Below are 26,807 nucleotides of genomic sequence, written 5' to 3'. Positions count from 1 at the left end.
ATATGAATATGAAAATATCGAAAATGAAAATAAAGGTGGCAGGACTATGTTTGCTGACATGGGCATTTGTATCGACTTCATGTAGTGATTATCTGGATAAAACTCCGGACGATGCTACTTCCATAACCTTAGAGGAAGTGTTTTCCAGTGAAATTTATACAGAACGTTTTCTGTTAAGAGCTTACGATTACCTTCCTTGTGAAACTAACTATAATGATAATGATTATTGGGCATTGGGTGCCTGGAGTGGTGCATCTGATGAGATGAACATCACTTGGACTTATCCGATGGCTAAAGAAATGAATCGTGGTAGCTGGAATCCTAAAATGCTCGAAGGTAGTTCCAGTCAGGGTACGTCTTATGCAATGTGGTGGCGTTATTATGAAGGTATCCGTCAATGTAATGTGTTTCTTGAAAATATAGACTTATGTCCGGCAGCGCAAGCTACAAAAAATGTGTGGATATGTGAAGCACGTTTTATGCGCGCAATGTTGCATTTCTTTCTGTTGCGTAGTCACGGTCCTATTCCTATCATGGATCATGCGCTGAAAATGGATGATGAAATGACATATTTCCCTCGAAATACGTTTGATCAATGCGTAGATTTTATAGTTTCAGATTGTCAATATGGCATTGATGGAGCGTTGCCGATGATTTATACCAATGCGAGTGGTACGGTGGCCGAATCTTTGTATGGGCGTGCTACAAAAGCCGCAGCTTATGCTTTGAAAGCACGTGTATTGCTTTATGCTGCAAGTCCGCTGTTCAATGGAAATGCTGATTATGCTAAATTTGCCAATGAAGACGGTACATTGCTCTTTGCTCCCAAAGATGATTCTAAATGGGGAAAAGCTGCTGCGGCTGCCAAAGAAGCAATAGATAAGATAGAGGGTTCTTCTTATTATGGTTTGTATTATTCGGATGAACCTGATAACGGTTATAGAAACTATATGGAGTTATTCCTACCTTCAAAAAAATGGAATAAAGAATATATCTTTGCCAGAAATCAAGGGACAGGCTATAGTGACAATATCCATCAGGAGAAATGTATGGCAGCCAACGGTATGGGAGGCTGGAGCGGTCTTTGTCCTACTCAGGAACTGGTTGATGCCTATGAAATGGCTAATGGTTCAACACCGATTATCGGATATAATGCAGATGGAACGCCTATAATAAATGGAGCAAGCGGCTACTCGGAAACTGGTTTTGCGGCAACGGCTGGCAAACATTATCCGGCAGGAGTTTATAATATGTATGTCGGTCGTGAACCTCGTTTTTATGCTTCAATCAATTTTAATGGTCAACAGTGGCGTGGTCGCCAATTGGAATTTTGGCAAGGTGGAAAAGATGGTATTAATGTCTCCAAAGTAGATTATTGCTGTACCGGATACTTATTGCGAAAAACTGCTGATGAAGGTGTAGATGTGATTAATGGTAAGGGAGGAATGAAAGAAGCCTCTATCCTTTTCCGGGTAGGTAGTCTTTATCTGGATTATGCGGAAGCATTGAATGAAGCTGAAGGGCCTGTAGATGATGTATACAAGTATGTAGACGCTATTCGTAAACGCGCCGGTTTGCCGGGATTGGCAAAAGGCTTGGACAAAGATAAGATGCGTGAACGTATTCAGCATGAACGTCAGATAGAATTAGCGTTCGAAGCCGGACATCGCTATTTCGATTGTCACCGCTGGAAAATTGCAGAGAAAACAGACAACGGATATATGCATGGTATGAATATAACTGCTACTAATAAGGTAGATTATAGTAAACGTTCAACAGTAGGTGATTCTCGTGTATTCGAAAAGAAACATTATCTGTTCCCTATACCGCAGAGTGAAATGGATAAGCGGATAGGATTGGTACAATCTCCCTATTGGGAATAAATAAAACTGTATTTCCTCCCTAGGTATTTATCTGTTTAGGGAGGAAAATTTGTTATATATAAAACTGTTGATATATCATGAAAACAAAAACAAGGCGTTTATTGAGCCTCTTGAATTTTTGTGTTCTTACACTTCTGGCCTGTGGAAACTCTGATGGTGCCGGAGAAGATCCAGGAGTCCCTTATTTAGCTAAAAAAGGAGAACCTGTTGACGGTGTTCGTATTGGTTGGGATTATGGAACAATCCGGCAACTGGCAACTAGGGGAGGATATCCACGTTCCATCCGTTTACAGGATAATACAGTGGTGGCTGTATATGAGAACTATGATACAGGCTATGAAATGCGCTGTAGTACAGATGAAGGTAGTACATGGGGGGATCCTGTTATTCTTTTCCCCATCCATAGTATAACGAATGATAAAGGAACTGCCCGAATAAATATCGCTAACTCAGAAATTATACAACTTGCTAATGGGGATTTGCTGGCTGCTTGTAATTATCGTCCTCAAACACCCGAAATAACTCCGTTTGCTATAGCGGTACGCCGTAGTACTGATAATGGAGTAACGTGGAGCGATCCTCAGATTATTTATGAAGCGGAACCTCGTTTTTCTGACGGTTGTTGGGAACCGTCTTTTCTTCAACTTCCTAATGAAGAGGTGCAAGTTTATTTTGCTAATGAGGGGCCATATACTCATTCTAATGAACAGGAAATATCCATGATGACCTCAGTGGATAATGGTAAGACATGGGGAGGGTATAAGACAGTTTGTTTTCGCGCAGGTAGTCGTGATGGAATGCCGGTAAGTAAGGTGGTTGGCGATGAAATCGTTTGTGTGATAGAAGATTGTGGGTTTGTTACTTTCAAACCATACACCGTACGTACTAAATTGTCGGATAATTGGTCGTCTCCTGTATTGGCGGATTCTCCAAATCGTGCTATGGCATTGGGCGAACCTGTAGAAGATTGGATTTACATGGGAGCTCCTTATTTAGGTGTACTTCCTACAGGAGAAACGTTACTTTCTTATCAGGTGGATGATATACGTCACGACGATCAGTTGGGTGACAGGCTGCCTTATAGTACCATGGAAGTGGCAATAGGTGACAAGAATGCCCGTAACTTTGTAAGGCGCACGCGCCCTTTTCCTGTGCCTGCGGGAAAGCATGCAGTATGGCCTTCTGTAGCTGTTTGGGATGCGAATACTATAGCAGCTCTTGCTACCAGTAACTATCAGGGGGGGACGGAGGCTCCGTTTTTCATGAAAGGACATGTAATGCGGGATTTAGAAGTGAACTCTTCTGATATTGTAAACTATCCTATTTTTATTGGTCATACCGGAATCTGTAATTTACGTTTAGGAGTCGGGAAAGATGCAGATAATCTTTATATCACCTGCAAGGTTAAGGATGGAGAACTGTATTCCGGTGGACAAGGAACTCAAAAAGGAAGCGGTGTTTTTATCTATCTTGATACAAAGAATGAATGTTTGAAAGAACCTGCTGAAGGTGTTTATAAGGTATGGTGTTCATATAAAGGCGATATAACTGTCTGGCAAGGTAATAAGGGGAAATGGGAGAATAGTGAGTTGGAAGGATTACAAATCACTCCTTCTGTTGTGTCGGGAGGTTATGAACTTGCTTTTACCATTCCTTTAAATCGTTCATTTAATAAAGATGCGATGAGGTTGTGTGCCACATTGTCTACAAAGACCTATACCGAAACATTAGTTCATAGTAATGCTGACAGGTCGTGTACATGGATGAAAATGAATTTAGGTGGGCATTAATGCAAAGAACGCATATTTGAAAACGCAGCAGGTACTTGACAAACGCTTTTAAATGTTGTATATTTGTAGATCAATAGCATAAACCTATAAAAAACAGATGAAAGAAAAAAGTAAAATCATATTCCTAAATGGTATAATATAGCAACAAGTATGGACTATCTTCCTGAGAAACCTTAGGTGATAGAGTACCAGATATAGGCTAAAGGCTGCAGACTTTATGAAGTTTGCAGCCTTTTTTGTCTTAAAAACTTAATGATTTTATTGCGAATTTCATTTGGGGAGTTTATAATAAACGGTGGGGACGTTTATTATAAACGATCATGGAATTTATTATAAACGTATAGGCTGGTTTATATAAACTTGTTGCTATTTTTTATATAACTACAATTGTCTTTCTTTGATAATGATTGTTGTTGGTAATTATCGCAGACATACTGCGCGGTAATCTAAGTAAACAAAATCTTAGAACTGCTATAGGGGCTATAAACCGGGTGCCTGTTTAATTCACTCAAGTCTCTCTTTTTTCGAAAAAAGAGGAATTAAATCTGAGCAGTTTTGATTTTGGATACATATATTGTGGCAGTTTTGATATTCGTATTTTGGTTTTCCGATCTATTGGTTTTAGAGAAATACATGTTAAATGTAGTTCGAAAAATAGAACATTAAGAAGGTAGGAAACATGCAAACGATTTAGAAAAACTATGTATTTTTGTGTTATAACTTTCAAAACAGTATAAGAAGCTTTACTCATTTTAATGCAGAATTGACTTGTTTGCGAGTTTAAGCACAAATAGTTATTTTTATTATATTGACGAATTAATGCTTGATTTAGGATAAAACAAACAATTTATTGTTGGAATTCTTTAATTATTTATATAAGGGCAACTAAAGAATCATTTTAAAATTTGAAGAATTCTATAAGTAAAGAACATTTTATACTTTTGCACTGTTTTGAATAAAAAATTAACAGGTTTAAAGTAGAATTATGGCATCTATAAAGTTATTGCTCAATAAACAGCGAATGCTTAATAATGGTACATTTCCATTGGTTTTTCAGTTTATCCACCGGAGGCGAAAGTTACTTTATTATACCAAGTATCATATCTTTCAGCAACAACTGGCTGATGGAGCTTTGGAGGTTGAGTATTGTGAAGCATCGCTTTATTCCATGAAAGAAATAAAGGAGATAAATCGTGAGTTGAAACGGGACTATAAGCGATTCCAGAATCGTATATTGGAGTTGGAAAGGAACAATGAGGAGTATTTAGTAGATGATATCGTAGAGTTTAAAAAGAAGAAGAGTCATCGTTCGTATCTACTTATGCAGTATATAGAAACACAGATTTCTTATAAAAAAAAGATGGGGAAAGACGGTATTGCAGCCGCCTATCATAGCACCTATATTTCTCTGAAAAAATATATAGGTATGAAATCTGCGCGTAAGTCGGATATCAGGATGGAGGAAATAAACTTCAGCTTTGTGGTAGGGTATGAGGACTATTTGAATGCACAAGGACTGGCGAGGAATACGATTAATTATTATCTGCGTAATTTCCGAACGATTTATAATTCCTCTATCCGGGATGGATTTAAGCCTAAAAGCGAGAATCCTTTTACTTACATTCAGACAAAACCATGCAAGACAATAAAACGTGCAATTAATAAAGATGATATGAAGAAACTTTCTTCGCTTATTTTACCTGTTCATTCTGGAATGGACATTGCGCGGGATATGTATTTATTTAGCTTCTATGCCCAAGGAATGGCTTTCGTTGATATTGTATTTCTAAAAAAGAAGAATATTCGTGATGGAATATTGAGCTATCGACGTCATAAGTCACAACAGCTGATTCATATAGTTATCACTCCTCAGATGCAGGGATTGATTGATAAATACGCGAATGACAGTGAATATGTGTTTCCAATTATTGATACATCTTTGTCGACATCTATCTACGATCAGTATCGCCTGGCTTTAGGCAGGGTGAACCGGTATTTAAAAAAGATCACTTTTCGGTTAAATATAAATGTCCGGCTGACTACCTATACTGCAAGGCATACCTGGGCTACACTGGCAAGAGAAAGCGGGGCGCCTATTTCTATCATCAGTGCGGGATTAGGGCATACTTCAGAAGAAATGACGAGAGTATATCTTAAAGAATTCGATCAGGAGACGCTGGCGCGGGTGAATCGTATTGTGACCAATCTGTTATAATATGAAACATGAATTTGTTCTTCAAATTTTGTAAAACTCATATTTATAACTTATATTTGTAAACGGTATCTATTTTGTAATAGAGAGTATATCAATCGCTTAATAATAGCGATGTTGCAAAATAAGACTATTTTTTGCGAATAGCCATTATCAAAAAGTACATTAATACTCTCCTTTTGTACGATCCCGCAGTTCTCCTTAAAGATTATCGGTTTTCGCCTGATAACGGTCTATTAATTGCTTTGGAGTACAGCGAAAATGCTGTTTGAAGTAGCGGTATAACTGAGCTTGCGACTCAAAGTTGCATACCTCCATTAGTTGCTTGACACATATACCCGGTTCTATAACTTTTCCCAAAATACGTTTCTTTAATTGTTTCATCATCCATTGTTTTGCGGTAATTCCGAATTCTTCTTTGAATTTAATAAAGAAGCTGGTTCTTCCTATATTTGACAGTGTAATTAGCTCATCAAGATTATTTACTTTTGAATAGTTCTGCATGACAAAATCTCTAAACTCTAATTGCCTGCCAATGATAGGGTGGAAAAGTGTAGCAATTTCTTTTTTATTATAGAATCCCCTGAGTAGGAAGAAAAATTCACGTTCTATTACATTATGTAGGTATGTACAGTTCATTTCATTCCTCAAACAGTGGACTACAGTTTCAAGGAATGGCATTAGTGGATAACGCATGGGGATAGGGCTGAAATCATAGTCAATATTTTCACAAATGGAGCTCAAACCTTGAAATAAAAGTTTGTCACAGTTGCTTTGAGGTATATCAAATGCCATAGCCAGCATTTGGGATTTGTCTGTTGCGGAAATCTTTATCATTGAAGATTTAGGCAACACTACCATTTCATTGCTATGAAACGTGCGGTTACAAAATTGGTTACAGTATACTGAAAAATCTCCTTCTAAAAAAAATAAAAGATAATTTTTGTGGGTATACTCTTCCTCTATGCATTTCTCAGTGTCGAATTTAATATATTTGAATCCTGTATCAATATCTGTCATGTAATTTTTGCATGACAAATGTTCCCTGGCGTAATGTAATCCGTTCGGTGATTGTTCCCCTCTCATATCTTTCCCTTTTTGATGGCAACAAAGCGATTATACTCCATTATGCTTCATAATTGATTCAGTATGGTCTAATATAATCACTTTATTACCAATGTATTATAATGAATAAAATTAAAGCCTGTTATGTATATGCAGGGTATGAAACATAATATATAGTATATGGTTGTACATAACCCTCTATCAATCAATTGTATATATACAAAATAGACATTATTACTCTCTATTACAAAATAGAGAGTAAAGAGTATAGGGGAATTATGTATAGTTAATGTGTTGTATGTTAGATGATTATGCGACTAATTTGCGCATAGAATAGTATGGCTGTAAAATCAGGCCGGATGATTCTTGTTTAATGAAAAGTAGAAAACGACAGCACTCGTTTGTTGGAAAAAGAGAATTATGGGATGAATTATTTTTTTATAGCAATAGCATTTTTAGTTGCGGTATTTATGGGGTGGATTATCACTCCTCAGATTTTGCTCGTAGCTTTTAGAAAACGACTGTTTGATTCTGTAGGTGGTCGCAAGACCCATAGCGGTATAGTACCACGTTTGGGAGGAGTTGTGTTCGTCCCGGTGCAGTGCTTTCTATTAGTGCTATCTATGTTTTTTATGTATAAACTAGAAATAACGTCCTATCTTCAAGACCCATTTATACCTTTCCAATTTTTATTGTTGATGATAGGTTTGCTCATTTTGAATATGGTCGGAGTGATAGATGATTTGATTAGGATTAACTATCGTAGAAAATTCGTAGCTCAAATTGTTGCTTCTTCATTTCTTCCGTTATCCGGACTCTGGATTAATGATTTGTATGGACTACTCGGAATAACTACTTTATCTCCTTGGATTGGAATGCCTCTGACGGTGTTTGTGGCAGTCTTTATTATTAATGCCGTTAACCTGATTGATGGAATCGACGGGCTCTGTTCCGGTTTGGTCGGTATGGGGGCTTTGGTTTTTGGTTTCTTGTTTATTTATAATGCAGCATGGTTACATGCTGTTTTTGCCTTTATCACCGCAGGGGTGCTATGTCCTTTTTTCTATTACAATGTGTTCGGCAAATCGAAAGGAAGACAACGAATTTTTATGGGGGATACTGGCAGTCTGACGCTGGGGCTCTCGATGGCTTTTCTGGCAATCAGCTATGCGATGAATAATCCGTTGATAAAGCCTTTTTCCGAAGGAGCGATAGTAGTTTCTTTCGCTACATTGATTGTCCCTCTTTTTGATGTAGTTCGTGTGGTACGGATACGTTATTTTCAGCATAAGCCTCTTTTTATGCCCGACCAGAATCATATACATCATAAGTTTCTGAGAGTAGGGATGTCTCATTATGTCGCAATGATTCTTATTCTGGCTTTGGCATTGTTCTTTAGCTTCTTCAATATTGTTGCGGTAGAATATATCAGCAACAACATCGTGATTTTTATAGATATCGTACTGTGGATTGCTTTCCATTTATGGTTGGACAGGCGAGAGCTTATCCGGGCAAAACATGGGGTGGCAAATAATTAAATTTAATGATATGAAAATAGCTATTATCGGTGGTTCCGGATTCGTGGGAAGTCGTTTGATCGGGCTGTTACAGACTGTTCCGAACATTGAACTGCTCAATATTGACAAGCAGCAGAGTGAACTTTATCCTCATCTGACACAAATAGCTGATGTGCAGGATGTACAGAAGCTGACGGAGTTGCTGGCAGGAACTGATCTTGTGGTTTTATTGGCTGCCGAACATAAAGACAACGTAACTCCTGCATCGCTTTACTATACGGTGAATGTGGAAGGGACACGTAATACGCTTCAGGCTATGGAAAGTAATGGAGTTGCCCGTTTGGTATTCACCAGTTCTGTTGCTGTCTATGGATTGAACAAAGATAATCCATCAGAATTGCATCCGGCCGATCCGTTCAATGATTACGGTCGTAGTAAGTGGCAGGCGGAATGTATGCTGCAGGAGTGGTATGATACGCATCGGGAGTGGAACATTCATATTCTTCGTCCCACAGTTATCTTTGGAGAGGGCAACAGGGGGAATGTATATAATTTGTTGCGGCAGATTACTTCCGGGCGATTTCTGATGGTAGGAGACGGTGAAAACCGGAAGTCGATGGCCTATGTCGGTAACGTAGTTGCTTTTATCGCTTTTCTGATTGAGAATAATATGGAGGGATATCATGTATTCAATTATATCGATAAGCCGGATTTCACAATGAATGATTTGGTGTATCATGTCGGGGAGGTGTTGAATAAACATATTCCTACTACACATTACCCCTATTGGTTAGGAATGTTGGGTGGATATTGCTTTGATGCTTTGGCTAAGATGACGGGAAGAAAATTGTCGGTGAGTTCTGTTCGTGTGAAGAAGTTCTGTGCGGTGACTCAGTTTGATTCTGTTAAAGTACAGTCATCGGGTTTTAAGCCGGCTTTCTCAATGGAAGAAGGGTTGAGACGGACGTTGCAATACGAGTTTGGTTCAGGAGCTGAAGAAGCTATTAATTGATAAACTAGGCTTTTTCCTTTTTACAGGATAGAAAAGAAGGAAAAAAGTTAGATAGATAAGACATAAAATTTTTCAGGTAGCCGTCATGTATGTGACTGGCGGGAGCGGAGCGCGCTTGGAGGGTACCTTATTGTGACTTTAAATGATAGAATTGGAGGAGTTATTATGGATGAAAAAAAGTGTTGGTTGGTTGTTTGTGTGCAGAGTAACAGGGAGAAGAAAACCTACGAACGTCTGTCGGCATTGGGATTTGAATCTTTTCTTCCGTTACAGGAAGAAACACGTCGTTGGAGTGACCGAAGCAAGAAAGTGCAGCGGGTCGTGATTCCTATGGTTGTTTTTGCCCGGATAGCTCCTTCCGAACGTATTTCTGTGCTTCGTCTTCCCTCTGTAAGCCGCTTTATGGTATTGCGCGGAGAAAGTGCTCCGGCAATCATCCCGGATGCACAAATGGAACGTTTCCGCTTTATGCTCGATTATTCGGAAGAAGCGGTTGAGATGTGTTCGGAGCGTATCCAGCCGGGCGAACAGGTAAAAGTTATCAAGGGGCCGTTGACAGGATTAACAGGGGAGCTGATAACAATGGATGGAAAAAGTAAGGTAGCCGTCAGGATTAATATGCTGGGAGCTGCGATGGTAGAAGTGCCGGTAGGGTTTGTAGAGAGAATATGATACTGTTAGGTAATTACTACTAAGAAAAAACAACTGAGATTACAAACCATGAAGGAACAGCAGATTACAGTAACTTCCCCTTTATTACCATCTTTGGAGGAGTTAAATGTTTACTTGCAGGATATATGGCAACGCAAATGGATTACTAATAATGGATATTATCATCAGATGCTGGAAGCCGCTTTGTGTGAATATCTGGGTGTACCTTATATCAGTCTGTTTACCAACGGGACTCTTCCTCTAACTGCGGCCTTACTGGCAATGCGTATTACAGGAGAGGTAATAACCACGCCTTTCAGTTTTGTTGCTACTACACATTCGTTGTGGTTGAATGGCATCAAACCGGTATTTGTAGACATAGACCCTGTAACTTGTAATCTTGACCCTGATAAGATAGAGGTGGCTATAACTCCTAATACTACAGCCATTATGCCAGTGCATGTGTATGGGTATCCTTGTGATACTAAGAGCATTCAGCAAATAGCAGATAAATACGGATTGAAGGTAATCTATGATGCTGCTCATGCATTTGGGGTGGAGAGAGAGGGAGAATCTATTTTGAATGCAGGTGATATGTCGACATTGAGCTTTCATGCGACGAAGACTTTTAATACCATTGAGGGAGGTGCATTGGTACTTCACGATGAACATACTAAAAAGAGAGTTGATTACTTGAAAAATTTTGGTTTTGTCGGTGAAACGGAGGTGGTTATTCCCGGAACTAATGGCAAGCTAGATGAAGTGCGGGCAGCTTACGGATTACTGAACTTAAAACAGGTAGATGCTGCCATTGAAGCACGCTGCCAGGCTACAACTAATTATAGAGAAGCCTTACGTAATGTTTCCGGTATCACATTTATGGATGATATATCCGGAGTGAAGCATAATTATTCTTATTTCCCCATATTTGTGGATGAAGAACGATATGGTATGAGCCGTGATGAACTCTATTTTAAGATGAAGGAATATAATGTATTAGGACGGCGGTATTTTTATCCGCTGATCAGTACTTTTTCTACTTATCGTGAATTAAAGTCAGCAAGGAAAGAAAATTTGCCTGTAGCCACAAAGATGGCGGAACAGGTTATTTGTTTGCCGATGCACCATGCATTGAGCGAAGATGATATGGAGCGGGTGTTACGGCTGATAAGAAAGTAGAATATGAAACTTGGTGTGATGCAACCTTACTTTATGCCTTATATCGGTTATTTCCAATTAATGAAAGCTGTAGATAAGTATGTGGTTTATGATGATGTTAATTACATTAAAGGCGGCTGGGTTAACCGTAATCATATACTGATCAATGGAGAGAAAGAAATGTTCACTGTGACTTTGAAGAAAGCGAGTCAGAATAAGTTATTCAATGAAATAGTGATAGGCGATGATTTTAAGAAACTTATGAAAACACTGCAACTGAACTATTCCAAAGCTGTTAACTTTGATCAGACGATGACTCTGATGAAAAGAATCATTTCTTTCTCAGATAAGAGGCTTGCGGCATTTATAGCAAATAGTTTTCGGGAAATATTCAGTTATTTGTCAATAGATACGGAGATATTGATGTCCTCAGATATTCCGAAAGATAATTCTCTGAGAGGAAAAGATAAAATCTTGCAGATATGTGAAATATTGGGTGCTGATACTTATTATAATGCTATCGGTGGGCAGAATCTTTATGATAAAAAGGAATTTAGTGAACATGGAATTGTACTGAATTTTGTAGATACAATCCCAAAAGTATATTCTCAATTGCGTACTAAGGAATTTGTGCCTTATTTGTCGATGATAGATGTATTAATGAATAATACCAAAGATGAAGTCAATGATTTATTGGATTCTTTTTGTGTAAGATATTGAAATTGCTTAGATATGAAATCTTTTAATATTGTAGTGTGTGCGTCTGGTGGTGGAGGAAATTTTCGTTCTTTGATAAAATATCAATGTGATTATGGTTATCACATTTCGTTACTGATAGTAGATAGAGAGTGTCCTGCTATTAAGATAGCAAAGGAAAATGGGATATCATATTCCGTTTTAGAAAAGAAAGTTTTAGGCAAGTCTTTTTTTGAGGAGTTTGAGAAGATTGTCCCCATAGATACGAATTTAATTGTTTTAGCAGGATTTCTACCGATTATACCCAAATGGATTTGTGAAAAGTGGGAACGTAAAATAATAAATATTCATCCTTCACTATTGCCAAAATATGGAGGGAAAGGCATGTATGGGGTTAAAGTGCAAGAAGCTATTTTGAGGAATCATGAGAAGTATGCCGGCTGTACCGTTCATTATGTGGATTCGGAAATAGACACTGGCGAGATAATAGCTCAAAAAAAAATACTTGTGATGGAGAATGAGTCTGCATGGGAATTGGGAGGCAGAGTTTTTAATGAAGAAATAATATTACTTCCGTTGGCTATTAAACATATACGTGAAGCAATGAAAGTGATTCCTTAAGATTGAATATAAGTGTATTATATAATATTATACGATTTTCGATATGACACAATGCCCATTGGTTAGTATTTCTTGTCTGACCTATAATCATGCTCCGTATTTACGTCAGTGTTTGGATGGTTTTGTGATGCAAATAACATCTTTTCCAATAGAAATCTTAATTTATGATGACGCGTCTGGAGATGGTACTCAGAATATTATTGAGGAGTATCAGAAAAAATATCCGGATATAATAAAACCAATATATCAAACTGAGAATCAATATTCAAAAGGTGTGAAGGTTGGTTTTGTTTATAATTATTCTCGGGCTAAAGGTGAGTATATAGCATTTTGTGAGGGGGATGATTATTGGACTGATCCTTATAAATTACAAAAGCAGATTGATTTTTTAGAATGTTACTCGGATTATGTTATTTGTTCACATCGATACAGAATATGTTTAAAAGAGGAGAAGGTGATGAATGATGAGATCAAACCGATTGGCGATTTATCTGATGGGATGTCTTTTGATTTGTCTTTCTTGATTCGTGGAGGTTGGTTATTTCAACCATTAAGTGTCGTATACCGAAAGTCGGCATTGGATTTGGATACATACTCGAAATATGCAATATATATAGACGTTGCCTTGTTCTATGCTATTTTGAAAAATGGGAAAGGATATTGTATGCCTGATGTAATGGGAGTATATAGAATACATGAAAAAGGGGTATGGTCTGGACTCGACTTAAATCATCAAAGGATCTTTTCTTTGAAAGCAAGAGAAGCTATTTATGATGTGGAGAAGACGGATGAGGCTGCAATGTTCATCCTCTCACAATTCTCTCGTCCAATGGGACGGTTTCTGGTTGTGAAAGAGTGTTCTATGTTTATGAGAATCACGAAGATATTAATTTCCCATTTTGGTTTACGTTTTGTATTGAGAATGTGGTTTGATAGACTATTCTTAAATAAAAAGTTGTGCGTGAATGAGTTTTATCAGATAAAGGATTTCTGCAAAAGAAAGAAGAATGGATAACATTATAATAGTATTAAATTCAAATCTGTTACTAAAATGAATATAGCATTGATTATTGCAGGGGGATCCGGCAACCGGATGGGACAAGATATTCCAAAACAGTTTATTCATGTGGATAATTGTCCGGTTATTGTACATACAATGTTAGCTTTCCAAAGACATCCGGACATAACTGCTGTTGCTGTTGTTTGTTTAGGTGGATGGGAAACTGTGTTGTCTTCATACGCTCATCAGTATAATGTATCAAAGTTACGTTGGATATTTGCTGGGGGGATAAATGGTCAGGAATCAATTAGTAACGGCATATACGGTTTAAAAAAGAACGGTGTCAAAAAGGATGATCTGGTTTTGATTCATGATGCGGTTCGTCCACTGGTATCTCAGAGTATTATATCTTCCAATATCGCAATTTGTAAGCAGTATGGTTATGCTATCACTGGTATTCAGTGTAGGGAGGCTATTTTGGAAAGTGATGATGGCTTTTGTTCTGTGACAAGTATTCCGCGTGATAAATTGATAAGAACGCAGACACCCCAGACTTTTCGGTTAGAAAATATTATAAATGTCCATGAGCAGGCAAAATCAAAAGGTATCATAAACTCAGTATCTTCTTGTACTCTTTTGGCGGAATTGGGCGGATATGAAATGCATATAGTTCCGGGAGAGGAGCGAAATATAAAGATTACGACTACGGAAGACCTGGAGATTTTCAAGGTTTTGAGGCAAACGTCAAAAGAAGACTGGCTGAAATGATGACTTATTATGACGATATCAGAAAAGTGCAGGATTTGCATCTGCCGTGGGAAATTCTGACTGATATAAATATTCTGATTGTGGGGGCCTCAGGTCTGATAGGAAGGGCGTTGGTGGATACTCTGATGCAGTTACCCGATAAGACGTTTCATCTATATGCAGGTGTACGGGATTTGGTTTATGCGCAAAGTTGTTTCATGCGATACAAGGATGATGAATCTTTCACCTTGATACAATGTGATGTGACAGCATTGATTCCATTTGATATTGATTTTCACTATATTATTCATGCAGCGAGCTATGCGGGGCCGGCCGCCTTTCATAATGATCCGGTCGGGGTTATGAAAGCGAATATATTGGGAGTTGACAATCTGTTTTCATACGGAGAGCAACACAATCTAAGAAGGTTGTTATATGTTTCTTCCGGTGAAGTGTATGGAGAGGGGAATGGAATTCCTTTTCGCGAAGAAGACAGTGGTTCTCTCGATTGGGCTTCCTTACGCGCATGTTACCCTGCGGCAAAACGGACTGCTGAGACTTTGTGTATTGCTTATGCAGCTCAATTTCAGATAGAAACAGTTATAGCACGTCCTTGCCATATTTATGGACCTTTTTACACTTCAAAAGATGATCGTGCCTATGCGCAGTTTATACGAAATGTATTGGCAGGTGAAAATATAATATTGAGAAGTTCTGGTTTGCAACAGCGTTCCTGGTGTTATGTGGTTGATTGTGTGTTTGCACTTCTTTACGTTTTGCTAAAAGGAAAAACAAAGAATGCTTATAATATAGCTGACGTCCGGTCGAATGTCAGTATCCGCGAATTTGCGGAAATGATAGCACTGAAAAGTGAACGAGAAGTAATTTTCGATTTACCGGATAATACCGGGAAGAATAAACCTATTATATCACAGGCGATATTTAATACTGAGAAAATAAATAAAATAGGCTGGTTCCCCCAATGGAAGCTTGAAGAAGGCGTTTCACATACACTTAATACTTTAATATCTGTTGATGGAACATATATATAAGTTGCTGCGCTCTTTTAAATGGGACTGTGCTAAATATCTCTACAAGAATACTCTGAACTTTAAAGTTAAGAGATTAAGACGAAAGAAAAATATAAGAGTTCTGTTTGCTGTGGCGGAGAGTGCTACCTGGAAAAGCGATTGTCTTTATAAAGCGATGGCGGAACATCCCAGATTTACTCCTTCTATTCTTGTTTTACCTGATGAACAGAAGGAAAAAACTCTGTTGAAAGAAGAAGTTGATTCATGTTTTAATTTATTTTGTAGAAAAGGGTATGCTTGTACTTATCCTTATCAAAATGGAAAACTGATTAATATTCGGAAGAAATTGAAACCGGATATCATTTTCTATCAAAAACCTTATACTTTTTATCCTAAGAGTCTTTTGTATTATAAAAATATGAATGCTTTATTTTGTTATACAAATTATGCTTTTCATAGCTTACTGACAGATTGGGCTAATGATAATGAATTCTTTAGATTGATGTGGCAGAATTATTATGAAAATGAGTCTGCTAATGTTGATTTGAAGAAAAAGTTTGCAGGGATATTCTCAAATATCGTAGTTACGGGCTTGCCTGTAACAGACTTATTTCTGACTGAGAAACATGAAGATAAGTGGAAAAAAACAGATAAGAGTCGTAAACGGATTATTTGGGCACCACATTTCTCAATATCTGATGGTGGCTGTTTGAACTATTCAACTTTCTTATCTATTGCGGAAGAACTGTTAGAATTTATAAAGAACACTCAATTACCTGTTCAGATGGCTTTTAAGCCTCATCCTTTGCTAAAGAGTCAACTATATAATTATTCTTCATGGGGGAAAGAGAAAACAGACGAGTATTATGCGGCATGGGAATTTCTGCCGAATGCTCAATTGGAGACCAATGAGTATGTTGATTTGTTTATGACTTCGGATGCCATGATTCATGATTGTGGCTCTTTTACGATTGAATATCATCATACATTGAAACCTGTAATGTATCTGGTCAATGGAAAAGAGCATACTGCAACGATGAATTCTTTTGCCAAGGCAGCCTATGACCTGCATTATAAGGGGCAGACTATCCAAGATATCCGGAATTTTATAGAATGTACAGTATTGGAAAACTCTGATTACTTACTAGAAAAAAGAAAAAACTTTTTTAAGTCGTACTTATTGCCGCCCCATAATCAGTCTGCCACAGAAAATATAATCCATGCTATTTTGGGAACAGGATATTATACCGAAAAAAAACAGAGGTGAATAGTGATATTCGTTCAATGGGCATTTCCGGTGTGAAATGGGCTTCTATAGGACGTTTCTCTTCGCAGGGAATAAGTTTTGTCCTGGGACTTATTTTGGCCCGTCTGCTTTTGCCTTCAGACTATGGTATGTTAGGAATGCTTGGAGTGTTTACTGCTTTTGCCGGTTCATTTATAGATTGTGGATTTGGTTCTGCTTTGATACGTAAGTTGGACCGTACAGAGATAGATTGTTCTACTGTTTTTTATTATAATCTGGGAGCGAGTTTATTGGTATACATGGTCATGTTTTTGGGAGCTCCTTTTATCGCGGACTTTTATAAGCAGCCTTTATTGACTAATGTAACCAGAATAGCCTGTCTGACAATACCGATAGGTGCTCTATGTTCAGTTCATAGTAATCTTTTGTATTGTCAGTTGAGGTTCAGAGATATCGCGATAGGTAATATACTGGCCACTTTTTTTTCAGGAGGTATAGGATTATTATTAGCATATAATGGTTATGGAGTTTGGGCATTAGTATGTCAGGGAATTATTGCGTCTTTGGTAAATTGTTGCTATTTATGGAGAATTTCCTGCTGGAAACCATTGTGGATGTTTTCTACCAGCTCTTTTAAAGAATTGTTTGGTTATGGCAGTAAGTTAATGTTGTCTGGTTGGCTTAATACAATGTATTCTCAGTTGTCCCCGTTGATTATTGGACGGTTCTATTCTTCCTCCACTTTGGGTTACTATACCAGAGCGCAAAGTTACGTGGATTTCCCGAGTAGTAATATAATGGGAATTTTGCAGCAAGTCGTTTTTCCTGTTCTGTCGAGATTGCAGAATGAGGATGAACAGTTAATAGGAATTTATCGGAAATATATTAAAGTTTGTGCTATTTTTATTTTTTGTGGTATGACCATTTTGGCGGCACTGGCTAAACCTTTGATACTTCTTTTACTTACAGATAAGTGGTTGCCATCTGTCCCGATCATGATACTTTTATGTTTTTCTTTTATGTTCTCATTTGTGAATACAATAAATTTATCTCTTTTACAGATTAAAGGAAGATCGGATCTATTTTTGAAACTGGAGGTCGTGAAAAAAGCTATTTCTATAACAATGATTTTGTTGAGTGCATCTTGGGGAATTATGGCGATGTGCTGGTCTATGGTTATATATACCCAAATTGCTATTTTTATTAATACATATTATACTGGAAAGCTATTTCATTTAGGGTATCGGGAACAGCTGACAGATTTTCTACCTTATTTTTTTATGGCACTTTTAGCTAATATACCTACTTATATGCTGACATATACATCTTTGTCTATTGTTACACAGATTTTATTGGGCGGCTTAATGAGTTTATCTATTTATATATTACTATTGAAAATAAAGCGTGATGATATGTATCTGTTAATAGAGCATATGCTGTTAAGTTATTGTAAAAGAAAGATGGCGAGATGATATTCGGTTTTATTGCAAAAATATATAGGAAATATCAAGAATATATTCATCCTGGTATTTATGTTACGAGGCATGGTATTCTGTACAGAGAAAAAGATTGCCGATATAATGTATATCCGTTACAAAGATTAATTGTTGGTAAGGTATGGGTTGGAAACATTCCTTCACAGGAGAAAGGGCGGCTTATTCTTCATGCTAACTCGGAATTGATAGTAAAAGGGAATTTTGATATTATCGGTTCAACTGTAGTCGTATTGCCGGATGCTAAACTGATTTTAGGTTCCGGGTATATTAATTTCCATTCGAAGTTACATTGTTTTAATCACATAGAAATAGGAGAAAATGTTATCATTTCAGAGAATGTAATTATCCGGGATTCTGATAATCACCAGATAACGGGAGGAAATAGCATGTTTGCTCCTGTTATAATAAAGGATAATGCATGGATTGGTATGTCTGCTATCATTTTAAAAGGGGTGACGGTTGGTGAAGGTGCTATTGTTGCAGCAGGTTCTGTCGTGACTAAAGACGTACCGCCGCATACTATTGTCGCAGGAGTACCGGCAAGGGTAATTAAAAAAGATGTTTATTATACAATATGATTATTCAATCTTGTGAGAAACGAAACATTAGTATCTATCATCGTACCTGTCTATAATTCTGCGCAATATTTAAGGAAGTGCATAGATAGTATTTTGGCACAGTCATATACAGAATTTGAGCTTCTCTTAATAAATGATGGCAGTGAAGATCATTCGGGATTGATTTGCGATGATTATGCGCAAAGTGATAACCGGATACAAGTCTTTCATCAGGAAAATGCAGGCGTGAGTGCTGCGAGAAACTTGGGACTTGAAAAGCATACTGGTGAACATTTCCTTTTTATAGATTCAGATGACTACATACAAGAGAGGTATCTGGAAGAACTAATGAAATATGCATCATGCGATTTTGTTCAGTGTTCCTGCTGTTCTGAACCTGTGGGCAATGACTATTTATTTGTTGATGGAAATTTCGAAGGGAGCGATGAAATAAAGCAATGTCTGTTGAAATATATTTATCCTGAATTTACGGTACCTTTCGGCAGATTGTATAAGTCATCCATACAAAGAAAGAATAAATTGTTTTTCGATACATATTTGTATTCAGGAGAGGATACTTTATGGGTAAGCCAATATTTATTGTGTGTTCACTCTTTGCGAGTATCCTCATATATTGGATATATCTATGTGCATCATGTAGGGGAACATTTGTCGCAAAAATCGATTTCATATGAGCATTTGGAATATACGTTACATAAACTGTTAATTTCTTATTCTGATCTTGAAAAACGATATGATTTCGATTTAACAGGTGTTCGTTATAGTGTCATTATTTATTTTTTTCATAGGTATATCGTATATATAGCAAACAGAAATTATACAGAAATCAGGAAAGAGTTAGAAAAGTCATGTGCTAACCCTTTGATTAAGGGGGTCTTTTATGATAAGAAATATCTCTTGAAAGGGAAAAAAATGAAATTGTTTAATTGGTTAGTATTACATGATATGTATAGTGTATTGGCTCTTTATGTAAAACGATGGAAGCGATATTTATGAGATCCGAGCTTTTGTCTGCTTTCGGATTCAGATTAATTTAATAAAAGAGACGTAGAATGGTGACTTTAAAAGAATACCTTAATTCGGATCGTATTGATTATTTTCCTTTTGGTTCAAAAGGATATATCATGGATTGGCTCTTGAGGACAGAACAATATTGGATTCGGAGATATATACGTGCACTTCGTAAAGAGGAATTTTATATGAACTATAAGAGAAATAAGATTTTGCAATATTATTTTTCTCGAAAGAAGAATCTTTTGGGTATCCGTCTTGGGTTCTTTATAAATGCAGGTTGTTTTGATATTGGTTTGAAGATTTATCATTATGGGTCTATTATTGTAAATCCTAAATCCCGTATAGGTAAAAATTGTACGATTCATGGTAATTGCTGCATTGGAAGTAAAGGTACTTTTCCGGATGATTCTCCCGTTATTGGGAATAATGTTGATATTGGACAGAATGCGCAAATTCTGGGTGGAATATATATTGCAGACGGAGTGAAAATTGGAGCGGGAGCAGTTGTTACGAAATCGGTATTAGTTCCGGGAGTGACGGTAGTAGGGGTTCCGGCTCGTATTGTAGAGAAGTAATGAAGATATCAGTTATAACGATTAATTATAATAATGGTGAGCAACTGGAAGCTACCATTCAGTCAGTCGTATCTAATGTGACAGTATTAAGAGAGCTTTTGGGAGAGAAGGCTGAATACATTGTGATTGATGGTGGAAGCGTTGACTGTAGTGTTTCTGTGCTTCAAAAATATTCTGAATATATTTCTTATTGGATTAGTGAGAAAGATAAAGGTATTTATCATGCAATGAATAAAGGAATTTCTGTTGCACAGGGGGAGTATTGTTTTTTCCTTAATTCAGGTGATACCTTTTATGAAGATGATACACTGAAAAAAGCTCTTCTTTTCTTAAAGGAGGATTTTGTATGTGGAAATGCTGTTTTAAAATATGCGGGTGGTATAAATGAATGGAGTGCCCCAGAAATAGTAAATACATTGTTTTTTATGCAGCGTTTTTCCGTGTGTCATCAGTCTTTGTTTATTCGTACGGAACTACTTAAATCACATCCTTATAATGAAACATTAATGATAGTGGCCGACTATGAACAGATGTTTTATGAAATTGCTGTGAATCACAGGAGTTATAAAAAAATAGATTTGACTATCTGTTATTATGGATGTGATGGAGTCTCTTCTGATCACGAGAAAGCGGATGCAGAAAAAAGAAGTGTAATAAATGAGTTTCGGTATTTGGGATATATAGAACCGGACGAACTATGGAACGTGGTGAGTAAACTAAAAATTGGCACCCGGAAGTATCGGCTTTTATTATCTTTGGCAAAATGTCTGACAAGTAGTCCTAAATATTGGGTGAGATAAATATATTTGTATGAAAAAGACCTCTGTTCCATTGGTAATTGCTTTTACTCCTGATTATTTTATTCCGGCAGCTACATGTCTCTACTCCATAATTACGAGTATGCAGGCGGAAGGAGAGTTACATGTCATTTGCTTATTAAGCGAGGAATTGCCTGAACGGTTAAAACTAAAAATACAACTAATAGGTGAGGGACGCACTTGTTATTCTTTTGTGAATCTTCAAGGAAAATTGCAGCATATATATATTGATCAAAAATATACGGAAGCGGCTTCTTATCGCTTGTTGTTACCGGATTTATTGCCAGAATATAAAAAAGTCATCTATATAGATTGTGATATTATTGTTCGTAATGATTTGGTTCAACTTTATCATTCCATTGATTTAGGAATGAATTATCTGGCAGCTGTGTTTGAAGCTTCTATGGATTTTCAGTTGGACCATCTGAAAACAATAGGATGTAATCCGAATGAGTATATTAATTCAGGATTTCTGATTATGAATCTGGAATTGATGCGGAAGGATAATATGGTTGAAAAATTTATAGAAGCTTCAAAGGTTGACTATTTGGAGTTTCCGGATCAGGATGTCCTTAATCAACTTTGTAAGGATCGAATATTAGCCTTGCCTCCCTATTATAATAGTATCAGGACTTTTTATCTGCCACAATATAAGAAATTCTTTTTGCAGAAGTATACAGAACAGGATTGGTTAGAGGTTCACCGGCATGGTACAGTACATTATACCGGGGCAAAGCCTTGGAATCAATTCACGGTGCAATTCCAGCTTTGGTGGCAATACTATGAACAATTGCCGGAGATTATTAAAAAGGAGTGGCAGGTTGATAAGAAGATTTATTTCTTATCTAAGCTTTATAGAACATCTTGCGGGACCTTTGTGGTAGATAAACTCCAGGCATTATATCGCAAAATGAAATATTAATGATGGAGAAAATGAAGTTAAAAGAACTAGTAAAGCAGTTTATTCCTATGAATTACTGGAATACCAGGCGTAAAGCATCTATCATTAGACAGCAAGGGAAAGTAGCCGACTTTTGGGCTCCTATTCTTAAAGCTTATTATAATGGTGAGATAGAAAGATACTCACTGAAGCCTAAAAAAAAGTTGGGTACTCAAAAAGTGATTTGGCAATACTGGGGACAGGGCATTGATAAAGATGAGTTACCCGAAATCATACAAATATGTTTTGATTCGGTTGACAGGAACAAAAATGATTATCAAGTGATTCGCCTGACGGATATAACTATATCTGAGTATATAGACTTGCCGGATTTTGTTTGGAGAAAGCGTGAGTATGTACAGTTTACCCGTACATTCTTTTCTGATTTGCTTCGTGTAGCCTTATTGAGCACTTATGGTGGTGTATGGTTGGATGCTACTATTTTACTCACTGGAAGTATTCCGGCTGTCTATGAGAAGACTGATTTTTTTATGTATCAGCGCTCTGATGAAGAGAAGAACAAGAAGTACTGGGAAAATGTTTATGCTTATTATTTTGGCTGGGAACCTAATTTTAAGGTGCGAATGTTGTCTAGTATCCTTTTTGCTCAAAAAGAGAGCGAGATTATTTCAACTCTAACCGATCTTCTGCTTTATTTTTGGAAAACTCAAGACTCGCTGCCTGATTATTTTTGTTTTCAGATTCTATTTAATGAATTAGTAGCCAACTACCGGCCTGCTGAAAATTGTCCGATAGTAAACGATTGCATTCCGCACATCATACAAACAAAAATAAATGGAACTTATGATGATGTGTCATTTGAAGAAGCCTTGGAGCTAAGCAATATTCACAAAATGACTTATTTTGATGCTGCTGCAATGATACGTCTCAAGATGGTGTTACGATTAGCCCGAAATGCTTGACTACAGTATGAAACATGCATATTTGATAATGGCTCACCACGAGTTTGAGGTTTTAGGGAAGTTGGTTCAGGCCCTTGATGATGAACGAAATGATATCTATATTCATTTTGATAAAAAGGTGAAAAACTATCCATTGCTTAAGACAAAGTATACAAATTTGTATATTCTGCAAAAGCGGACAGACATCCGTTGGGGGCACATTTCACAGATAAAGGCGGAGTATGCTCTGTTTGAGGCTGCTTTTATGCAGGATCGATATGATTATTATCATTTGCTTTCCGGGGTACATTTGCCTCTGAAGTCCCAAAGCTATATTCATCATTTTTTTGAAGGTCTAAAAGATAAGGAAGTATTGGTGCATGTCCCAAACTCAGATTATCAGACGCACCTTAAAATGCGGAGATATAACTTCTTTACGAAGAATTTTATGCATAAGGTTCTTTTTATAAGAAGAATAAATCAGCTATTGTGGAGAGTATGTATTCGTATTCAAAAAGAATTGCATATATGTCGGAATCGGAATCAATCATATACTAATGCGGCTAATTGGGTGAGTATAACAGGTAAATGTATAGGTTATTTATTGCAGATTAAAAAAGATGTATTGCGAAAATATCGTTTTACTTTATGTGGGGATGAGTTTTTTATCCCCTCGGAATTGGGTAAATCGTATTTAAAAGATCGTATATACTATGATGATAAACTATTGAAATGTGATTTTGATGGTGGTTCCAATCCTCGTATATATCATTTGGGAGACTATGACGAATTAATCAGTTCGGGTTGTCTGTTTGCTCGGAAGTTTAGCTATACGGATATGCATATTGTTGACAAAATATTGATTCATATCACCGCTGATCAAGAATAATGAAACATGCCTATTTGATTATAGCTCATAATGAGTTTGAAATTCTGAAACGACTGATACAGGCTCTTGATGATGAACGAAATGATATCTATATCCATTTTGACCGAAAGCTGAATCACTATCCGGATTGCCGGACATCGTATGCTAAACTTACTTTTTTAGAGGAACGTATGGATGTCCGTTGGGGAGATATAAGTGTAGTAGATGCAGAATTTGCATTGTTCGATGAAGCTTATCGACGTGGGGAATATAGTTATTATCATTTGTTATCGGGTGTTGATATGCCTCTTAAAACACAGAACTATATTCATCGTTTTTTTGAAAAAAATGCGGGAAAAGAGTTTGTTGGCTACTATCAGGGAAATATATCCAAAGAAATTGACCGTAAAGTTTGTAGATGGCATTTGTTCCCCAAAAGTTTTAAGGAAACTGAAGGCGGCTTGGCTGTAACAAAGCGTGTTTTACGTGCAGGATGTGTCCGGCTGCAGTCTTTACTCGGGATTCGGCGGAATAAGGATATTAATTTCAGAAAAGGTACTCAATGGCTAAGTATTAGTAACGAGCTTGTTGGTTATTTGTTGCAGCAGCAAAAAGAGGTACGAAGAGTTTATACCCATACTTTTTGTGCGGACGAAATATTTGTGCAGACTATTTGCTGGAATTCTTCTTTTCGCGACAGAGTCTACGATATGCACGATGAAGGACACGGTTGTTTGCGGATGATTGGGTGGAAAGATAACCAGCTGGAAGAGTGGAAAGAAAAAGACTTTGAAATATTGATGAATTCGGAAGCATTGTTTGCCCGGAAATTTAGTATACGGCATATCGAAGTTGTTGATCAAATTCTGAATGAAATCAGTAAATGAAAGAAAACCTTGAGAAAAGACAATCGGAAGTGATTGCAGCTATGAGATTTCCGTTGATGGTATTGTTGCTTTTTGCCCATGTGCTTCCCATGACATCAATCCCTATAGAGATGAATTTCTCAGAAATGAATGTATATCATCTTTTTTCAGAAGGCATATCTCATAATTTGTCCCGGATACGCAATCCTTTATTCTTTTTCTTCTCTGGTTTCTTCTTCTTTCGCAAACTAGAGAAATGGAGTCTTGATTTTTATCATCTTCAATTAAAAAAGAGAGTAATAAGCCTTTTGCTTCCTTATTTATTATGGAATATACTTATGATATTGGCTGTCTATATAAAGAATTATGCGTTTATTTTTCTTTTTTCAATGGAACCGGGGGAGGAACTACAGGAAGTCAGGAATAATTCTTTGTATATGTTGTTTTGGCATACTCCTGTGAACTATCCTTTGTGGTTTTTGCGTGATTTGATTTGTATGTCTGCGTTGTCTCCATTATTCTATGCTTTCTTCAAGTATCTGAAAATATATGGATTACTTATTCTGCTCGCTCTGTATTTATCTGTTTGGGAAACAAATATTGCAGGACTGAGTATGACAGCTATTATGTTTTTCGGAGCAGGTTCCTATATGGGAATTTATAAAAAGAATGTTCTGGCGTTTTGTTCGAAGTTCCGGTATGTGACAGCAATAATCACTCTCATGTTTTTATGTTGCGCTATCATTTGTAATGGGAGGGAGCTTCATGCGTATATTGTTAGAATATATATATTGTTTGGCATAATAACAGCTTTCAATTTGATGGACTGGTTAATAGATAAGGAAAGTTGGAAGAATCTGTTTTGTAAATTATCGGCTACAGTCTTTTTTATTTATGCAGCCCACGAAATATACATCATTAACTGGACAAAGGGCTTCTTCTCCCGTACTTCTCTTGCAGACTCCGGAGGAGGATTAATGCTTAGTTATTTACTAATACCTTTTATTACTTTAGGTGTTTGTCTCGGTCTCTATTATTTTTTGAATAGAATGGCCCCCAATATGCTTGCTTTGCTGGTTGGAGGACGAATGAAAACTCAAATTATAAGAAACAGCAAATGAATATTGGAAATATAACTATTTCAGTGATCATTCCTGTATACAATGCGTCAGTAACTTTGCCTCATTGTCTGGAATCCTTGCATAAACAGACTTATAGAAATTTGGAGCTTTTATTTGTGGATGATTGTAGTACAGATGAAAGTTTGTATATACTAACATCTTATGCGGAACAATTTGCAGAGATCGATTTTACAATCAGAATATTACAACATGAACGAAACCGAGGTGTAGCGGCGGCACGTAATACGGCCCTGAAGTGTGCTACCGGAGATTATATTTATTATGTAGATGCGGATGATTCTATAGAACCGCACACATTGGAATGTCTGGTCAATGAAATCAATCACAAAGGACTGGATATAGTGGGGCACGAGTGGTACTTGACTTTCAATTCCAATGCACGCTATATGAAGCAGCCGGCATATACTACTTCCGTTGAGGCATTACGAAAAATGATGGGTGGGGTAATGCGGTGGAATTTATGGCTTTTTCTGGTTCGTCGTTCTCTTTATGTAGAGAATGATATTCGTTTTACAGAAGGTTTGAATATGGGTGAAGATATGATGGTGATGATGAAATTGTTTATCTGTGCCGGGAAGGTTGGCATTGTTCATCGTCCTTTTTACCATTATAGACAAAGTAATCCGGAATCACTGACAAAGATTTATTCACAAGAGCATATAATACAAGTAGCAAATAACGTATATGAGGTGGAAAAATATGTAAATGCTTCCGCATATGCGGATTCATTAATAGAGTTTATTCCTTTTCTTAAGTTGAATATAAAGTTGCCTCTTCTTATAACAGATGATAAATCGCATTATGAACAATGGCTGGAATGTTTTCCTGAGGCAAACTGCTATGTCATGAATAACAAACTTCTTCCTTTAAGAACACGGATTATACAGTGGATGGCGGTAAAACGATATTTCATTTTGTTGAGGTTATATTATCGGACGGTATTTAAGCTGGTTTATGGTATTATTTATAAATAATATAG

The 26,807-nt window shown here is 37.0% G+C and carries 25 protein-coding genes; 24 read left to right on the top strand and 1 reads right to left on the bottom strand.

The genetic code is table 11. The features are described 5' to 3' along the window. Positions 1-8: 8 nt before the first annotated feature. The 3 genes from BT_RS14665 (at position 9) to BT_RS14655 (ending at position 5,888) form a co-directional block, all read left to right on the top strand. Positions 9-1,883: a RagB/SusD family nutrient uptake outer membrane protein gene (locus tag BT_RS14665; protein WP_011108525.1), complete on the top strand. Its 1,875-nt coding sequence runs from the start codon at positions 9-11 to the stop codon at positions 1,881-1,883. 77 nt (positions 1,884-1,960) lie between these two features. Further along, positions 1,961-3,673: an exo-alpha-sialidase gene (locus BT_RS14660; RefSeq protein WP_011108524.1), complete on the top strand. Its 1,713-nt coding sequence runs from the start codon at positions 1,961-1,963 to the stop codon at positions 3,671-3,673. A gap of 985 nt (positions 3,674-4,658) precedes the next feature. Further along, complete coding sequence (locus BT_RS14655; protein ID WP_162303085.1) at positions 4,659-5,888, top strand: tyrosine-type recombinase/integrase; 1,230 nt, start codon at positions 4,659-4,661, stop codon at positions 5,886-5,888. Between the two features lie 198 nt (positions 5,889-6,086). Here BT_RS14655 and BT_RS14650 read toward each other — a convergent pair whose 3' ends face one another. Then, the gene (locus BT_RS14650; protein ID WP_008765254.1) at positions 6,087-6,971 is read right to left on the bottom strand and encodes a helix-turn-helix domain-containing protein; all 885 of its coding nucleotides are present in this window, start codon (positions 6,969-6,971) and stop codon (positions 6,087-6,089) included. Positions 6,972-7,375: 404 nt separating this feature from the next. Between BT_RS14650 and BT_RS14645 the strand changes: the two genes are divergently transcribed. From BT_RS14645 to BT_RS14545, 21 genes are all read left to right on the top strand, one after another. Next, the gene (locus tag BT_RS14645) at positions 7,376-8,488 is read left to right on the top strand and encodes an MraY family glycosyltransferase (protein WP_008765255.1); all 1,113 of its coding nucleotides are present in this window, start codon (positions 7,376-7,378) and stop codon (positions 8,486-8,488) included. 10 nt (positions 8,489-8,498) lie between these two features. After that, positions 8,499-9,479, top strand: a complete 981-nt coding sequence (locus tag BT_RS14640) for an SDR family oxidoreductase (RefSeq protein ID WP_008765256.1) — start codon at positions 8,499-8,501, stop codon at positions 9,477-9,479. Positions 9,480-9,644: 165 nt separating this feature from the next. Next, positions 9,645-10,151 carry a UpxY family transcription antiterminator gene (locus BT_RS14635; RefSeq protein ID WP_008765257.1) on the top strand — a complete coding sequence of 169 codons (507 nt, stop codon included), beginning with the start codon at positions 9,645-9,647 and terminating at the stop codon, positions 10,149-10,151. Between the two features lie 48 nt (positions 10,152-10,199). Further along, positions 10,200-11,309, top strand: coding sequence for a DegT/DnrJ/EryC1/StrS family aminotransferase (locus BT_RS14630; RefSeq protein ID WP_008765258.1), 1,110 nt, complete (start codon positions 10,200-10,202; stop codon positions 11,307-11,309). Between the two features lie 3 nt (positions 11,310-11,312). After that, positions 11,313-12,008 carry a WbqC family protein gene (locus tag BT_RS14625; protein WP_008765259.1) on the top strand — a complete coding sequence of 232 codons (696 nt, stop codon included), beginning with the start codon at positions 11,313-11,315 and terminating at the stop codon, positions 12,006-12,008. Positions 12,009-12,020: 12 nt separating this feature from the next. Next, positions 12,021-12,605 carry a phosphoribosylglycinamide formyltransferase gene (locus tag BT_RS14620; protein ID WP_008765260.1) on the top strand — a complete coding sequence of 195 codons (585 nt, stop codon included), beginning with the start codon at positions 12,021-12,023 and terminating at the stop codon, positions 12,603-12,605. 43 nt (positions 12,606-12,648) lie between these two features. Then, positions 12,649-13,620 carry a glycosyltransferase family 2 protein gene (locus tag BT_RS14615; protein ID WP_008765261.1) on the top strand — a complete coding sequence of 324 codons (972 nt, stop codon included), beginning with the start codon at positions 12,649-12,651 and terminating at the stop codon, positions 13,618-13,620. Positions 13,621-13,656: 36 nt separating this feature from the next. After that, complete coding sequence (locus BT_RS14610; protein WP_008765262.1) at positions 13,657-14,373, top strand: IspD/TarI family cytidylyltransferase; 717 nt, start codon at positions 13,657-13,659, stop codon at positions 14,371-14,373. Beyond that, the gene (locus BT_RS14605) at positions 14,370-15,404 is read left to right on the top strand and encodes an NAD-dependent epimerase/dehydratase family protein (protein WP_008765263.1); all 1,035 of its coding nucleotides are present in this window, start codon (positions 14,370-14,372) and stop codon (positions 15,402-15,404) included. Before BT_RS14610 ends, BT_RS14605 begins: the two co-directional genes overlap by 4 nt. Before the next feature lie 154 nt (positions 15,405-15,558). Beyond that, positions 15,559-16,650: a CDP-glycerol glycerophosphotransferase family protein gene (locus BT_RS14600; RefSeq protein WP_224200503.1), complete on the top strand. Its 1,092-nt coding sequence runs from the start codon at positions 15,559-15,561 to the stop codon at positions 16,648-16,650. Continuing rightward, entirely contained in the window at positions 16,647-18,101 is a 1,455-nt protein-coding gene (locus BT_RS14595) for a lipopolysaccharide biosynthesis protein (RefSeq protein WP_008765265.1), read from the top strand. The genes BT_RS14600 and BT_RS14595 overlap by 4 nt, the downstream gene beginning before the upstream one ends. Continuing rightward, positions 18,098-18,703 (top strand): acyltransferase, encoded by a 606-nt coding sequence (locus tag BT_RS14590; protein ID WP_008765266.1) that lies wholly within the window; start codon positions 18,098-18,100, stop codon positions 18,701-18,703. Before BT_RS14595 ends, BT_RS14590 begins: the two co-directional genes overlap by 4 nt. Before the next feature lie 12 nt (positions 18,704-18,715). Then, the gene (locus BT_RS14585) at positions 18,716-19,699 is read left to right on the top strand and encodes a glycosyltransferase (RefSeq protein WP_008765267.1); all 984 of its coding nucleotides are present in this window, start codon (positions 18,716-18,718) and stop codon (positions 19,697-19,699) included. A gap of 56 nt (positions 19,700-19,755) precedes the next feature. Then, positions 19,756-20,292: a serine acetyltransferase gene (locus tag BT_RS14580; protein ID WP_008765268.1), complete on the top strand. Its 537-nt coding sequence runs from the start codon at positions 19,756-19,758 to the stop codon at positions 20,290-20,292. Continuing rightward, complete coding sequence (locus BT_RS14575; protein WP_008765269.1) at positions 20,292-21,092, top strand: glycosyltransferase family 2 protein; 801 nt, start codon at positions 20,292-20,294, stop codon at positions 21,090-21,092. Before BT_RS14580 ends, BT_RS14575 begins: the two co-directional genes overlap by 1 nt. 10 nt (positions 21,093-21,102) lie before the next feature. Beyond that, complete coding sequence (locus BT_RS14570; RefSeq protein ID WP_008765270.1) at positions 21,103-22,032, top strand: glycosyltransferase family 8 protein; 930 nt, start codon at positions 21,103-21,105, stop codon at positions 22,030-22,032. After that, positions 22,032-22,973, top strand: a complete 942-nt coding sequence (locus BT_RS14565) for a capsular polysaccharide synthesis protein (protein ID WP_224200502.1) — start codon at positions 22,032-22,034, stop codon at positions 22,971-22,973. The genes BT_RS14570 and BT_RS14565 overlap by 1 nt, the downstream gene beginning before the upstream one ends. A gap of 7 nt (positions 22,974-22,980) precedes the next feature. After that, the gene (locus tag BT_RS14560; protein WP_008765272.1) at positions 22,981-23,841 is read left to right on the top strand and encodes a glycosyl transferase; all 861 of its coding nucleotides are present in this window, start codon (positions 22,981-22,983) and stop codon (positions 23,839-23,841) included. Further along, a complete protein-coding gene (locus BT_RS14555) occupies positions 23,841-24,707 on the top strand; it encodes a beta-1,6-N-acetylglucosaminyltransferase (RefSeq protein WP_008765273.1) in 867 nt (288 codons plus the stop codon). The genes BT_RS14560 and BT_RS14555 overlap by 1 nt, the downstream gene beginning before the upstream one ends. Beyond that, on the top strand, positions 24,704-25,807 hold the full coding sequence (locus BT_RS14550; RefSeq protein ID WP_008765274.1) for an acyltransferase family protein: 1,104 nt from the start codon (positions 24,704-24,706) through the stop codon (positions 25,805-25,807). The genes BT_RS14555 and BT_RS14550 overlap by 4 nt, the downstream gene beginning before the upstream one ends. After that, positions 25,804-26,802: a glycosyltransferase family 2 protein gene (locus BT_RS14545; RefSeq protein ID WP_008765275.1), complete on the top strand. Its 999-nt coding sequence runs from the start codon at positions 25,804-25,806 to the stop codon at positions 26,800-26,802. Before BT_RS14550 ends, BT_RS14545 begins: the two co-directional genes overlap by 4 nt. The last annotated feature ends 5 nt before the right edge of the window (positions 26,803-26,807 follow it).

This window comes from Bacteroides thetaiotaomicron VPI-5482 (genome assembly GCF_000011065.1).
GTDB lineage: Bacteria > Bacteroidota > Bacteroidia > Bacteroidales > Bacteroidaceae > Bacteroides > Bacteroides thetaiotaomicron.
The sequence above is the reverse complement of the archived record's forward strand: the minus strand, read 5'-3'. Positions and strand labels throughout refer to the sequence as shown.